At 67.2% G+C, this 14,379-nt stretch carries 11 protein-coding genes; 10 read left to right on the plus strand and 1 reads right to left on the minus strand.

The window, feature by feature from the left end; genetic code table 11:
* Window positions 1-47: 47 nt before the first annotated feature.
* The 4 genes from F627_RS0101795 to grxD all read left to right on the plus strand — a co-directional run bounded on the left by F627_RS0101795 (window position 48) and on the right by grxD (window position 2,900).
* The gene (locus F627_RS0101795; RefSeq protein WP_018877276.1) at window positions 48-749 is read left to right on the plus strand and encodes a 50S ribosomal protein L25/general stress protein Ctc; all 702 of its coding nucleotides are present in this window, start codon (window positions 48-50) and stop codon (window positions 747-749) included.
* A 25-nt stretch (window positions 750-774) separates the two neighbouring features.
* Entirely contained in the window at window positions 775-1,398 is a 624-nt protein-coding gene (gene pth, locus F627_RS0101800) for an aminoacyl-tRNA hydrolase (protein ID WP_018879471.1), read from the plus strand.
* On the plus strand, window positions 1,395-2,489 hold the full coding sequence (gene ychF, locus F627_RS0101805; protein WP_019592956.1) for a redox-regulated ATPase YchF: 1,095 nt from the start codon (window positions 1,395-1,397) through the stop codon (window positions 2,487-2,489). The genes pth and ychF overlap by 4 nt, the downstream gene beginning before the upstream one ends.
* Before the next feature lie 81 nt (window positions 2,490-2,570).
* Window positions 2,571-2,900 carry a Grx4 family monothiol glutaredoxin gene (gene grxD, locus F627_RS0101810; RefSeq protein ID WP_017940669.1) on the plus strand — a complete coding sequence of 110 codons (330 nt, stop codon included), beginning with the start codon at window positions 2,571-2,573 and terminating at the stop codon, window positions 2,898-2,900.
* A 356-nt stretch (window positions 2,901-3,256) separates the two neighbouring features.
* Here the strand turns inward: grxD and rnt are convergent, their stop codons facing one another.
* The gene (rnt, locus tag F627_RS0101815; protein WP_017940668.1) at window positions 3,257-3,943 is read right to left on the minus strand and encodes a ribonuclease T; all 687 of its coding nucleotides are present in this window, start codon (window positions 3,941-3,943) and stop codon (window positions 3,257-3,259) included.
* Window positions 3,944-4,215: 272 nt separating this feature from the next.
* On the opposite strand from rnt, the gene aceE reads away from it, so the two are divergent.
* The 6 genes from aceE (at window position 4,216) to F627_RS0101845 (ending at window position 14,325) form a co-directional block, all read left to right on the plus strand.
* A complete protein-coding gene (gene aceE / locus F627_RS0101820; protein ID WP_019583095.1) occupies window positions 4,216-6,879 on the plus strand; it encodes a pyruvate dehydrogenase (acetyl-transferring), homodimeric type in 2,664 nt (887 codons plus the stop codon).
* Window positions 6,791-8,227 carry a dihydrolipoyllysine-residue acetyltransferase gene (aceF, locus tag F627_RS0101825; RefSeq protein ID WP_081630702.1) on the plus strand — a complete coding sequence of 479 codons (1,437 nt, stop codon included), beginning with the start codon at window positions 6,791-6,793 and terminating at the stop codon, window positions 8,225-8,227. Before aceE ends, aceF begins: the two co-directional genes overlap by 89 nt.
* A gap of 19 nt (window positions 8,228-8,246) precedes the next feature.
* Window positions 8,247-10,031: a dihydrolipoyl dehydrogenase gene (gene lpdA, locus F627_RS0101830; protein WP_019583097.1), complete on the plus strand. Its 1,785-nt coding sequence runs from the start codon at window positions 8,247-8,249 to the stop codon at window positions 10,029-10,031.
* 6 nt (window positions 10,032-10,037) lie between these two features.
* Window positions 10,038-11,009: an OmpA family protein gene (locus F627_RS0101835; RefSeq protein WP_019558456.1), complete on the plus strand. Its 972-nt coding sequence runs from the start codon at window positions 10,038-10,040 to the stop codon at window positions 11,007-11,009.
* 57 nt (window positions 11,010-11,066) lie between these two features.
* Complete coding sequence (locus F627_RS0101840; RefSeq protein ID WP_019583098.1) at window positions 11,067-12,290, plus strand: argininosuccinate synthase; 1,224 nt, start codon at window positions 11,067-11,069, stop codon at window positions 12,288-12,290.
* A 118-nt stretch (window positions 12,291-12,408) separates the two neighbouring features.
* Window positions 12,409-14,325: a diguanylate cyclase gene (locus F627_RS0101845; RefSeq protein ID WP_042835144.1), complete on the plus strand. Its 1,917-nt coding sequence runs from the start codon at window positions 12,409-12,411 to the stop codon at window positions 14,323-14,325.
* Window positions 14,326-14,379: the final 54 nt, after the last annotated feature.

Here is a 14,379-nt window from a genome sequence, read left to right on the forward strand (position 1 = left end):
TTCAGGGCGCTTCGGGTGAAGCGCCTTTCATTTTGGAGACCGTAGCAATGAGCATGAGCTTTACCATTGAAGCCGAGAAGCGTGACGAACAGGGTTCGAGTGCGAGCCGCCGCCTGCGTCGCGCCGGCAAGCTGCCCGCCATCCTGTACGGGGCGGACAAGGACGCCGTGGCCATCACGCTGGATCACAACGCGATGGTCCATAACCTGAAGGAAGACGCGTTCTACTCGCACATCCTCAGCGTGAAGCTGGACGGCAAGACCGAGAAGGCGATCCTGCGCGACGTGCAGCGCCATCCGTTCAAGCCGACCATCTACCACGTCGACCTGATGCGCGTGAGCGCCAACCAGCCGATCCGCGTCAGCGTGCCGCTGCACTTCCATAACGAGGAAGAGGCCAAGGGCGTGAAGCTGGGCGGCGGCATGGTCAGCCGCATGATCAACGAGCTCGAGGTCGAGTGCCTGCCGGGCGATCTGCCCGAGTCCATCGATATCGATGTCGTCGAGATGGATGTCGGCGACACCCTGCATATCTCCGAGCTGAAGCTGCCGGAAGGCGTGCAGAGTGTCGCGCTGATGCATGGCGAGGAATACGACTACGCCGTGGTCAGCGTCCTGCTGCCGCGCGCCGCCAAGACCGAGGAAGAAGAGGTCGGGGAAGGCGAGGCTGCCGAGGCCGAAGGTGGCGAGGAAGCCGCGGGTGGCGAAGAGGCCTCCGGCGACGAGTCGGAGTCCGGGGACAAGGAGTAAGCCCCTGCGGCTTGCCGCCTGAACGATGGCGATCCAACCCGAACCGATTCGTCTGGTGGTCGGGCTGGGCAACCCGGGCCCGCGTTATGCCGAAACCCGGCATAACGCGGGTTTCTGGTTTGTGGACACCCTGGCCCGCCGGCATGGCGCGGACTTTCGCCCCGAGAGCCGCTTCGATGGCGAGGCGGCCCGCCTCAATCTGCCCGCGGGCGACTGCTGGCTGCTCAAGCCCATGAGCTTCATGAACAAGAGCGGCCTGCCGGTGCGCAAGTGCGCCGATTTCTACCGTATACCCCCCGAGGCTATCCTGATCGTCCACGACGAACTGGACCTCGATCCGGGCGTGGTGCGGCTGAAGATGGGTGGCGGGCATGGCGGCCACAATGGCCTGCGGGATCTGCATCGACACCTGGGCGGCCCGAACTACGCTCGGCTGCGGGTCGGCATCGGCCACCCGGGGCATCGCGATGATGTGGTGCCCTTCGTGCTGGATCGTCCCGGCAAGGCCGACACGCAGGCGATCGAGGAGGCCATCGACAAGGCGCTGGATCAGGTGCCTGCGCTGGTGGCCGGACGCTGGGACGAGGCGGTGCGCAATCTGCATGGCGGCAACTCGAAGCCGGCCACGAATTCCGAGGAAACCCGATGAGTCTTAAATGCGGGATCGTGGGTTTGCCGAACGTCGGCAAGTCCACCCTATTCAATGCCCTCACGCGTGCGGAGATCGCCGCGGAGAACTATCCCTTCTGCACCATCGACCCGAACGTGGGCGTGGTGGAGGTCCCGGATCCGCGCCTGACCCGGCTGAGCGAGATCGTGAAACCCCAGCGCACGCTGCCCACCACGGTCGAGTTCGTGGACATTGCCGGGCTGGTAGCCGGGGCGGCCCAGGGCGAGGGGCTGGGCAACCAGTTCCTGGCGCATATCCGCGAGACCGACGCCATCGCGCAGGTGGTGCGCTGCTTCGAGGACGACGACATTGTGCATGTCGCCGGCAAGGTCGATCCGATCGCCGACATCGAGACCATCAGCACCGAGTTGATGCTGGCGGATCTGGAGACCGTGAACAAGGCGCTGAAGCGTCTGGAACGGGCGGCCAAGTCGCAGGACAAGACCGCGATCGCCCAGCTCAAGGCCGCCGAGAAGGTCGGGGCCGGCCTGGATCAGGGGATTCCTGCGCGGGCCCAGGATCTGGACGAGGACGAGCGCCGGGCACTGTACGACCTGCATCTGTTGACCCTCAAGCCGCTGATGTACATCGCCAATGTCGACGAGGCCTCGCTTGCCGGGGGTAACGCGATGGTGGAGGCAGTGCAGGCCCGCGCGGCCGAGGAGGGTGCCGAGGTAGTCAGTGTCTGCGCTGCCATCGAGGCGGAGATCGCGGTGCTCGACCCGGAGGAGCGCGCGGAATTTCTGGCCGATCTGGGGCTGGAAGAGCCGGGGCTGGACCGGGTGATCCGCACCGCCTATCGCCTGCTGAGCCTGCAGACATTTTTCACCGCCGGCGAGAAGGAGGTCCGCGCCTGGACCGTGCGCCAGGGCTCCAGCGCGCCGCAGGGGGCCGGGGTGATCCACACCGATTTCGAGCGCGGTTTCATCCGTGCCGAGGTGGTCGGTTACGACGACTTCGTGGCCCACAACGGCGAGCAGGGCGCGAAGGACGCGGGGAAATGGCGCCTCGAGGGCAAGGAATACGTGCTCAAGGAAGGCGACGTGGTACATTTCCGCTTCAATGTCTGAGCGTTATACTAGGAATTGACCCGGGGGCGCCGGGCCCTGCCGCCTGGCGCCCCGTTCGGCACCCAATCTCGGAGTACAGTAATGGACGTAATGGATCGTATCCGCCAGCAGGTGGAAGACAACCCGGTGGTGATCTTCATGAAGGGCACCCCGCAGTTCCCCATGTGCGGCTTCTCCAGCCGTGCAGTGGAGGCGCTGAAGCGCTGCGACCAGGAATTCGGCTACGTGAACGTGATCGCGGACCAGGAGGTCATGCAGAATCTGCCGCGCTTCGCCGACTGGCCGACCTTCCCGCAGGTCTACATCGACGGCGAGCTGATCGGCGGCTGCGATATCACCCTCGAGATGTTCGAGAGTGGCGAGCTGAAGAAGATGGTCGACGAGGCCCACGCCAAGCGCGCCGCGAGTTAAAGCATGGAGGTGGGCGGCAGCCCTAGGGGCTGCCGCCCAACCAAAACCGTCATCCGCGAGGCCCAGCAAGGGATCGTGGTGATCTCCTGATGTGCCCCCGGATTCCCGCCGTCGTGGCCGTGTCCGGGAGATTGCGTCACCCCTGCGGAGTTCGCAATGACTGGAGAGGGTTGGTCATCGCGAGCCCCGCAGGGGCGTGGCGATCTCCCGAAGCATCGACGCGCCCCGAGCGGTGCCGACGGTGGGAGATTGCTTCACCCCTGCGGGGTTCGCAATGACGGGGCTGAGGGTTGGGTCATCGCGAGGCGCGCAGCGCCGTGGCGATCTGCGAGGGGTCGCAGGGCGTGTGTTGTGTGTCAGCTCCCGGGCGGAAGTTCTTCCGGGTCGGGCAGGCGTAGTGCTGGCTGCGGCACGCCGATCCCGTCCTGCCAGCGGTTGGCGATCTGGCAGAAGATGTCCGCCGTCTTTTCCGCGTCGAACGCGGCGCTGTGGGCGGACTCGGTATCCCAACCAATCCCCGCGGCGTCGGCCGCACGTGCCAGCACCGTCTGCCCAAAGGCCAGTGCCGAGAGCGACACCGTGTCCAGGCTGCTGAACGGGTGGAACGGGTTACGCTTGATCCCGCAGCGTTCGGCCGCGGTATGCACGAAGCCAAGGTCGAAGTGCGCATTGTGTCCGACCAGGATCGCGCGCTTGCAGTGGTTGACCTTCACTTCACGGCGGACCTCGCTGAACAGCTTCCCCATCGCCTGATCCTCCGGCCAGGCGGCCCGCAGCGGGTGGTACGGGTCGATGCCGTTCACTTCCAGGGACTTCGGGTCCATCTCCGAGCCTTCATAGGGACGCACATGCAGACTCACCGTGCGATCGCGCACCAGGTGGTCCTGCTCGTCCCGGCGCAGAAACACCGCGGCCACTTGCAGGAGCGCATGGCGGCGGCAGTCGAAGCCCCCCGTCTCCACGTCCACCACCACCGGCAAAAAGCCGCGGAAACGGTTCGCCATTGGGCGGTGCTGCGGGTCCAGCTGGACGGGTTCGGCCATGGTTTTGCTCGATCTCGATGGGGGTGTTTCGCGGGTTTTGGAGTCGTTACGGGCGCATCGGAAGGCTTTCGCGGTGTTTGCGGATTTTTCCGCATATTTTGCCGACGTTCGGCGCCATAGAAGGCTTTCGCTTGACCTGTTGGTGGCACAGTCGGGATACTTGCGCCTTTTATGCCCGCCCGACACCGGCGCATGGTAGCAAATGCCCGACCGCCCGGTGGTCCGGCCCCGTCGTGGCAACCCGATTCCCAACCCGTTTTCAGGGGTAGAGCATGGACCCGAACGCGACCGAACACGATATCGACCCGCAAGAGACCCAAGAGTGGATCGACGCTCTGGCCTCCGTGCTGGAGACGGATGGCCCCGAGCGGGCGCATGCCCTCCTCGAGCGCCTGGTCGACAAGGCGCGCCGCAGCGGGGCCTACCTGCCGTACTCCGCCAATACCGCCTATGTGAACACCATCCCCACGCACCTGGAACCCGAGTATCCGGGGGATGGCGCGGTGGAGCATCGCATCCGTTCCTATATCCGCTGGAACGCGATGGCGATGGTGGTCAAGGCCAATCGTGCATCGTCCGAACTGGGTGGGCATATCGCGACCTTCGCCTCCGCCGCGACGCTGTACGACGTCGGCTTCAACCACTTCTGGCATGCCCCGTCGCACGATCATGGTGGCGACCTGCTGTTTGCCCAGGGGCATTCCTCGCCGGGGATCTACGCCCGCGCGTTCATGGAGGGCCGCCTGAGCGAGGAGCAGCTGGACCACTTCCGTCGCGAGGTCGATGGCAAGGGCCTGTCCTCCTACCCGCATCCGTGGCTGATGCCGGACTTCTGGCAGTTCCCGACCGTGTCCATGGGCCTGGGCCCGATCATGAGCATCTACCAGGCGCGTTTCATGCGCTATCTGCAGGATCGCGGCCTGGCGCAGACCGAGAACCGTCGCGTCTGGAGCTTTGTCGGCGACGGCGAGGTGGACGAGCCGGAGACCCTGGGCGCGATCACGCTGGCCTCGCGCGAGAAGCTGGACAACCTGACCTGGGTGGTGAACTGCAACCTGCAACGTCTGGACGGCCCGGTGCGTGGCAATGGCAAGATCGTGCAGGAGCTGGAGGCGATCTTCCGCGGTGCCGGCTGGAACGTGGTCAAGGTGCTGTGGGGTCGCTACTGGGACCCGCTGCTGGCCAAGGATACCGACGGGTTGCTGCAGAAACGCATGATGGAGGCGGTCGACGGCGACTACCAGAACTACAAGTCGCGCGACGGCGCCTACGTGCGCGAGCACTTCTTCGGCAAGTACCCCGAGCTCAAGCGCATGGTGGCCAACATGTCCGACGAGGACATCTGGCGCCTGAATCGCGGTGGCCATGACCCGGTCAAGGTCTATGCGGCCTACAAGGCGGCGGCCGAGCACAAGGGCCAGCCGACCGTGATCCTCGCGCACACGGTGAAGGGTTACGGCATGGGCGCGGCGGGCGAGGCGCAGAACCGCACCCACAGCCAGAAGAAGATGGACGCGGACGACATGAAGCAGTTCCGCGACCGCTTCAATATCCCGCTGTCGGACGAGCAGGTGGAGAAGGCCGAGTACATCAAGCCGGACCCCGACTCCGACGAGATGAAGTACATGCACGAGCGGCGCAAGGACCTCGGCGGCTACCTGCCGGTGCGCCGCCCGCTGGCCACCCCGCTGGAGATCCCGGGGCTGGATGCCTTCAATGGTCTGCTGGAGGCCTCCGGCGAGCGCGAGATGTCCACCACCATGGCCTTCGTGCGTCTGCTGACCCTGCTCGCGCGCGACAAGAAGATCGGCAAGAACATCGTCCCGATCGTGCCCGACGAGGCGCGCACCTTCGGCATGGAAGGGCTGTTCCGTCAGCTGGGGATCTACTCCTCGGTCGGCCAGCTCTACGAGCCGCAGGACAAGGACCAGGTGATGTATTACAAGGAGGACAAGAAGGGCCAGATCCTGGAAGAGGGGATCAACGAGGCCGGCTCCATGTCCTCCTGGATCGCGGCGGCCACGTCCTATTCCACGCATGGCGTGGCGATGGTGCCGTTCTACATCTTCTATTCGATGTTCGGCTTCCAGCGCGTTGGCGACCTGATCTGGGCCGCCGGCGACATGCGTGCCCGCGGCTTCCTGATGGGGGCGACCGCCGGGCGCACCACGCTGGCCGGCGAGGGCCTGCAGCATGACGACGGCCACAGCCTGATGATGGCCGCCAACGTGCCCAACTGCATCGCCTACGACCCGACCTTCGCCTTTGAGCTGGCGGTGATCGTTCAGGACGGCATGCGCCGTATGTACGCGGAGCAGCAAAGCGTCTTCTACTACATCACCGTGATGAACGAGAACTACCCGCAGCCGGCCATGCCGAAGGGCGCCGAGGAAGGCATCCGCCGCGGCCTGTACCGGCTGCAGGCCGGCGGGCGCAAGAAAAAGAAGGTGCGCCTGCTGGGCTCCGGTACCATCCTGCGCGAGGCCATTGCCGCCGCCGAACTGCTGGACCAGGACTTCGGCGTGGCCGCCGAGGTCTGGAGCGCGACCAGCTTCAACGAACTGGCCCGCGACGGCCGCGATGCCGAGCGCCATGCGCGCCTGCACCCTGACGCCAAACCGCGCACATCCTGGGTGGAGGAATGCCTGGGTGATTCGGATGCGCCGGTGGTCGCCGCGACCGACTACGTGCAGGCCTATGCCGACCAGATCCGTGCCTTTGTGCCGGCCGACTACCGTGTGCTGGGGACCGACGGCTTCGGCCGTTCGGATACCCGCGCCGCGCTGCGCCGCCACTTCGAGGTGGATCGCTACCACATCGCGGTCACGGCCCTGAAGGCCCTGGCCGATGCCGGGACCGTCGAGGTCAAGACCGTGGCCGACGCGATCAAGAAGTACAAGATCGACGTCGAACGGCCCAACCCGTTGCAGGCCTGAGGCCGCCGGACCCGAGGCAGGAGCAGACATGAGCAACACGACTACTGTGCACGTCCCGGATATCGGCGACTTCAAGGACGTCGAGATCATCGAGGTCATCGTCAGCCCGGGGGACACCGTTTCCCCCGAGGACCCGCTGATCACGCTGGAATCCGACAAGGCCTCCATCGAGATCCCCGCCCCGCAGGGCGGCACCGTGAAGGCGCTGAAGGTAAAGGCCGGCGACCGCGTGAACCAGGGCGACCCGATCCTGGAACTGGAGCCCTCCGACGAGGGTGCCGCCGAGGACACCTCCGCCAAGGACGAGGCACCGAAGCAGGAAGCGCCGTCTTCCGCGGAGGCCCCGGCCGAGCCGGCCCCCGAGGCCGAGAAGCCGCAGCCTGCCCCGAAGGCCGCCGACCGGGCCGATCCGCGGCCGTCGCCGACCGAACACATCCGTGACGAGTCGGCCTTCCGCAAGGCCCATGCCTCGCCGGTGGTGCGCAAGTTCGCGCGCGAGCTGGGCGTGGACCTGAGCAAGGTCGAGGGTTCCGGGCGCAAGGGGCGCATCCTGCGCGAGGACGTGCAGGGCTTCGTCAAGCGCGCGCTGAGTCAGGGTGCCGGCGGCGGCCTGGGGGTCGAGCCGATGCCGGAGATCGACTTCTCCGAGTTCGGCCCGATCGAGACCCAGCCGCTGTCGAAGATCAACAAGCTCACCGGCAAGAACCTGCACCGCAACTGGGTCACCGTCCCGCACGTGACCCAGTTCGACGAGGCCGACATCACCGAGCTCGAGGACTTCCGCAAGTCGCTGAAGGCGGAGTACGAGAAGAAGGGCGTGAAGGTCACCTTCCTGCCGTTTTTGATGAAGGCGGTGGTCTCCGCGCTCAAGCAGTACCCGCGCTTCAATGCCTCGCTGGATGCGACCGGCGAGAACCTGATCCTGAAGCAGTACTACAACCTCGGCATCGCGGTGGATACGCCGGACGGCCTGGTCGTCCCGGTGGTGCGCGACGTCGACCGCAAGAGCCTGGTCGACATCGCCGCTGAGCTGATGGACCTGTCCCAGCGCGCCCGCGACAAGAAGCTCAAGCCCGCGGACATGCAGGGCGGCTGCCTGACCATCTCCAGCCTCGGCGGGATCGGCGGCACCCAGTTCACTCCGATCGTGAACGCCCCCGAGGTGGCGATCCTCGGTGTGTCGCGCTCCAGCATGAAGCCGGTGTGGAATGGCAAGGAGTTCGAGCCGCGCCTGATCCTGCCGCTGGCGCTGTCGTACGATCACCGGGTGATCGACGGCGCCCTGGGCGCCCGCTTCGCCACCACGCTGAGCGCATTGCTGTCCGACATGCGCCGCATGCTTCTGTAATCGCAACCGGAGTGACTGGATGAGCCAGACCAAGACCATCGAGGTCCCGGATATCGGGGATTTCAAGGACGTCGAGATCATCGAGGTCCTGGTACAGCCGGGCAGCGAGATCGCACCGGAGGACCCGCTGATCACGCTGGAGTCCGACAAGGCGACCATCGACGTACCCGCCCCCGAGGCCGGTACGGTCAAGAAGATGCATGTGAAGGTCGGCGACAAGGTCTCCAAGGGCAGCAAGCTCCTGGATCTTGAGGCCAGTGGCGAGGCCGCGAGCGGAAGCGAGGACGCCCCCGCAGCCGGTGGCGACAAGGCCGAATCCGCCAAGGCGGAATCGGGCGCCGCGAGCGAGTCGCAGAAGGCCGCACCCAAGGCGGCCGCTGACCCGAACACCGACAGCCAGTGCCAGGTGCTGGTGCTGGGCTCCGGCCCCGGCGGTTACACCGCCGCCTTCCGCGCGGCGGATCTGGGGCTGGACGTGGTCATGGTCGAGCGCTACCCGCAGATCGGTGGGGTCTGCCTGAACGTTGGCTGTATCCCGTCCAAGGCGCTGCTGCATGCCGGCGAGGTGCTGCACGAGGCCGAGCGCTTTGCCGCGCTGGGCATCAAGTTCGGCGAACCGGAGATCGACCTCGACGGGCTGCGTGGCTACAAGGGCAACGCGGTCAAGAAGCTGACCGGCGGGCTCAAGCAGCTGTGCAAGCAGCGCAAGGTGCGCGTGGTGCAGGGCACGGGCGAGTTTGTCGGCGCCAACAGCATCGCCGTGGAGGGCGATGACGGCCGCGAGGTGATCGGCTTCGAGCACGCGATCATCGCGGTCGGTTCACAGGCGATCAAGCTGCCCGGCTTCCCCTGGGACGACGAGCGGGTGATGGACTCCACCGATGCCCTCGATCTCGCGGAGATCCCCAAACGCATGCTGGTGGTCGGCGGCGGCATCATTGGTCTGGAGATGGCCTGCGTGTACGAGGCGCTGGGAACCAAGGTGACTGTGGTCGAGCTGTCCGACACCCTGATGCCGGGGGCGGATCGCGACATCGTGCGTCCGTTCGAGAAGCGCGCGAAGAAGCGTTTCGAGAACATCTTCCTCAAGAGCAAGGTGACCGAGGCCAAGGCCACCAAGGCCGGCATCGTCTGCCAGTTCGAGGGCGAGGCCAAGGGCCTGCCGGAAGAGGATACCTTCGACCGCGTGCTGGTCGCCGTGGGGCGCAGCCCGAACGGTGCGAAGATCAAGGCCGAGGCGGCGGGCGTGCAGGTAACCGACCGCGGCTTTATCGAGGTCGACAGCCAGCAGCGCACCAATGTCGAGCACATCTTCGCCATCGGTGACGTGGTCGGCCAGCCGATGCTGGCGCACAAGGCCACCCACGAGGGCAAGGTCGCGGCCGAGGTGATCGCCGGGCACAAGGTGCACTTCGACGCGCGCGCGATCCCGTCCGTTGCCTATACCCACCCCGAGGTCGCCTGGATGGGCGTGACCGAGGAACAGGCGAAGGCCGACGGCATCGAATACACCAAGGGCGTGTTCCCCTGGGCCGCCTCCGGTCGCGCGATCGCGCTGGGCGCCGAGGACGGCCTGACCAAACTGCTGTTCGACGCGGATGGCCGCGTGATCGGAGCCGGCATCGTGGGCCCGTCCGCCGGCGACCTGATCGGCGAAGCGATGCTGGCGCTGGAGATGGGCGCCGAGGCCGAGGACATCGGCCTGACCGTGCACCCGCACCCGACGCTCAGCGAGACCGTGGCCTTTGCCGCCGAGGTCGCGCACGGCTCGATCACCGACATCCTGCCGCCGAAGAAGCGCTAGACCTTCATGGCCGGCCCGAGCCAGTGGCTGCGTCGCGCACTCCCGATCCTGGTGCTGGGTGTCGGCGTGGCGACGGCCGGCGCCGAACCCTACAGCGATCCGCTGGAGCGCAGTGACTGGCAACTCGTCGAGGACGATGCCACCTGTCGTATCGAGCAGACCGTGCGCCACGGAGGGGTGCTGCGTCTCGATCAGCGCCCCGGGCTGGTGACCGCGGCCTTCTGGCAGGCCCCGTATGCGATGCCGGAGGATGCCGCGCCGCGTCTGCGCACGGGTGCTCCGGAATGGCTGCGGCCGGCCACACATGCCCCGCTGGATCTGCGTCTGCAGGCCCGGGGGGCCCGGCTGTTCCGGGTCCCCCAGGGCATGGTCCAGCCCCTGAAGGCACGCTTGCTGGCGGGGCACGACGTCCGTATCGATTTTCCCGATGGTGACGGCTCGGTCCACTTCCGCGGCATCCGGTTTGCCCTGCGCGCACAGGACTTTCGCGCCTGCCGCGCGGGGCAGGCCGACCCGGCCGCCGCCCCCGAAATGGCTGCGCTGGATCGCTGGCGCGTCTACTTCGAGACCGCCAGTGATCGTCTGGATGCCGAGGCACGCGCGGAGCTGGAGGCGGCCGCGCGTGCCCTGGCGGCGGAAGAGGATCCCCGGGTTCGGGTCGTGGGCTGGGCCGATGCCACGGGGCCGCTGGCGCTCAACCGTCGCCTTAGCCGCAGCCGGGCCGAGGCCGTGCGGGACGCCCTGGTGGAAGCGGGTGTGCCGGCCCGGGGAATCGAGATCGAAGCGGCCGGTGTGGATCCGGCCGCCGAGGGTGCCCGCCCGGCGTCGCGGCGCAGCGATATCTGGTGGCTGGATCGAGATCGCGCGCCCCAGGAGCCGGGCCAGGGCCTGGAGGGGCCGTCGGCGGAGGCGGCCCCAGCACCGGTCGAACGCCCGGTATCCGCGCCGTCGGCGCCCTCCGGTACCCCGGCTTGGTAGTGACGCCGTTCACCAAAACGACTATATCTTCACGTTAAGACAAGGATTGGCATTTTTATGAGCTCCTCGATCAATCGCGTCGTCCTCGCCTATTCCGGCGGTCTGGATACCTCGGTCATCCTCAAGTGGCTGGAAGAGACCTATGGCTGCGAGGTGATCACCTTCACCGCCGACCTGGGCCAGGGCGAGGAGGTCGAGCCGGCCCGCGCCAAGGCCGAGGCCCTGGGGGTCAAGCAGATCTACATCGAGGACCTGCGCGAGACCTTCGTGCGCGACTACGTGTTCCCGATGTTCCGCGCGAACACCATCTACGAGGGCGAGTATCTGCTGGGCACCTCGATTGCGCGGCCGCTGATCGCGCGCCGGATGGTGGAGATCGCCGAGGAGACCGGGGCCGACGCCATCGCCCACGGCGCCACCGGCAAGGGCAACGACCAGGTCCGCTTCGAACTCGGGGCCTATGCGCTGAAGCCGGGCATCCAGGTGATCGCCCCCTGGCGCGAGTGGGACCTGAATTCGCGCGAGCGCCTGATGGCCTATGCCGAGCAGCACAGTATCCCTGTGGACTATGCCAAGAAGGGCACGAAGTCGCCGTACTCGATGGATGCCAACCTGCTGCACATCTCCTACGAGGGCGGGCCGCTGGAAGACCCGTGGACCGAGGCCGAGGAGGACATGTGGCGCTGGTCGGTCTCCCCGGAGGCGGCGCCGGATGCATCCGAGACGCTGACCATCGGCTTCGAGAAGGGCGACCCGGTCTCGATCAATGGCGAGCGCCTGAGTGCGGCGGAACTGCTCGCGAAGCTGAACGAGCGTGGCGGGGCCCACGGTGTTGGCCGTCTGGATATTGTCGAGAATCGCTATGTCGGCATGAAGTCGCGTGGCTGCTACGAGACCCCGGGCGGCACCATCCTGCTCAAGGCGCGCCGTGCGCTGGAGTCGATCACCCTGGACCGCGAGGCCGCGCACCTGAAGGACGAGCTGATGCCGCGCTACGCCAGCCTGATCTACAACGGCTACTGGTGGAGCCCCGAGCGGCGCATGCTGCAGGCCGCGATCGACGACACCCAGGGCGTGGTCAACGGCGAGGTGCGCCTGCGCCTGTACAAGGGCAACGTGATCGTCGCCGGCCGCCGCTCCGAGGACACCCTGTTCGACGACGCCATCGCCACCTTCGAGGACGATGCCGGCGCCTACGACCAGAAGGACGCCGAGGGCTTCATTCGCCTGAACTCACTGCGCCTGCGCATCGCCGCCAGCCGCAACCGGAAGCCCACATGAGATGACGGACCACGACCACCAGCCTCCGCGGTCCCGATGTACCCTGGCAGGGCGCACCGGCGTGGCGTGGGGGCTGGGAGGGGCGGGCCTGCTGCTTCTTGTGCTGCTCGGGTGGTGGATGCCCGGTGCGCTGCCGGCCGCGGGAGCGGGCGACGCCGACGCCCCCGCCGAACAGCGGCTGGTGCTGGGGATCCTCGCGCACCGCGGGGACGAGGTCGCGCGCAGCCGCTGGACCCCGTTCGCCGAGTACCTGTCGGAGCAGGTGGACGGCGCGTCCTTCGAACTTGAACCCGTGGACAACGATGGGCTGCAGGCGGCGGTAGCGGAAGGTCGCTTTGACCTGGTTCTGACCAACAGCGGCTCCTACGTGATGCTGGAGCAGCAGCACGGCATCTCCCGCATCGCCACCATGCAGCCGCGCCAGGTCGGCCGTGACGAGGATCGTTTCGGCGCGGTGGTGATCACGCGGGCCGATCGTGAGGACCTGGTAGAGCTGGACGACCTGCGGGGGCAGCGACTGTCGGCCGTGCACCCCGATGCCTTCGGGGGCTGGTGGATGACCTGGCGCGAGCTGCAGGCGGCCGGTCTGGATGTCGAAAGCGACCTGGCGGCGCTGGTGTTCACCGGCTTCCCGGTCGGTCGCGGGCTCGACTGGGTGCTGCAGGGCGAGGTCGATGCCGCGACCTTTCGCACCGGCATCCTGGAAGATCTCGCAGCCCGCGGGGATCCGCGGGTGGACCAGGTCCGTGTGGTCGGCGAACGCGCCTTTCCCTCGTTCACCTACCGCGCCAGCACGCGACTGTATCCCGAGTGGCCGCTGGCCATGCGCGGTGACCTGGACGCCGGGCTCGCCCACGCGATCCTGCTGGCGACCCTCTCGCTGGACGAGGGGCATCCGGCCAGTCGGGCGGCCGGTATCGGGGGCTGGGCCGCGCCGCGTTCCTACGAGGACGTGCACGGCCTGATGTACGAACTGGGGGTGGGTCTGTACGCCCCGCAGCCGTTTGATGTCCTGGCCTGGCTGCGCGGCCATCTCCTGTGGCTGGTGTCGGTGCTGGCGGCGGTTGCGCTGGTGGCACTGCTGTATGTGTCCCGGGTCCATGCCCGGGTGCGGCGCTCCGGGCACAACCTGGAACGCAGCATGGACGCGATCCCCGATGCAGTGATCACCCTCGATGCGCATGGCGGCATCTCCTACGTGAACCCGGCGGCCCGGGATCTGGCCGGACTGACCCGCGATCAGGTCCTGGGCTGCTCGCTGGACCAGCTCCTCGACCTGCGCGAGCTCGGGACGGGCCGCCCGCTGTTACCGGACAATGCCCGGGGCGAACGGCTCGACCAGGCCCTGGGAGAACGCTCGGATGCGCGCCTGGTCCGGCGCGACGGGCATGAACTGATCGTGCGCATCGCCCGCACGGCCCTGGATCCGGTCGCCGGCAGTTCGGTCCGTACCTTGCTGGTGCTGACGGACGTGTCCGAGGAGCGCCGGCTGGTCGACCGCCTGGTGCACGAGGCCAGCCACGATGGCCTGACCGGCCTGCTGAACCGGCGCGCCTTCGAGCGCGAACTGGAGATCGCGATGCACGCGGCCCGCGAGAATCGCGCGGTGGCCAGCCTGTTGCTGGTGGACCTCGACTACTTCAAGGAGGTCAACGACCGTCATGGACACCGCGTGGGCGACGACCTGCTGCGTCAGGTGGCCCATGTCCTGCGCCAGTTGACCCGCGGCCATGATGCCGTGGCGCGGATCGGGGGCGACGAATTTGCGATCATTGCCCGTGACACCAACGCCGAGTATGGGCGTATTCTTGGTCAGCGCATCTGCTCGGCCCTCGGTGACCGGCCGTTGCAGGTGGAAGCACGTGACGTCACCATTGGCGCATCGGTGGGCGTGGTCGAGCTGGGGCCCGATATCCCCGGGGTGGACGAGGCGTTCGTCGCCGCCGACCGGGCCTGCTACCACGCCAAGGATCAGGGTCGCGGCCAGGTCGGGCTCGCGCGCAAGGCGGATATCCATCCGATTGCCGGATCCTGAGGGCGATCCGGTACCGGCCTGCGCGGAACGGCTTCGTGCCGGCGCGGTCCCTGC

Source organism: Thioalkalivibrio sp. ALE16 (assembly GCF_000381305.1).
Taxonomy (GTDB): Bacteria; Pseudomonadota; Gammaproteobacteria; order Ectothiorhodospirales; family Ectothiorhodospiraceae; genus Thioalkalivibrio.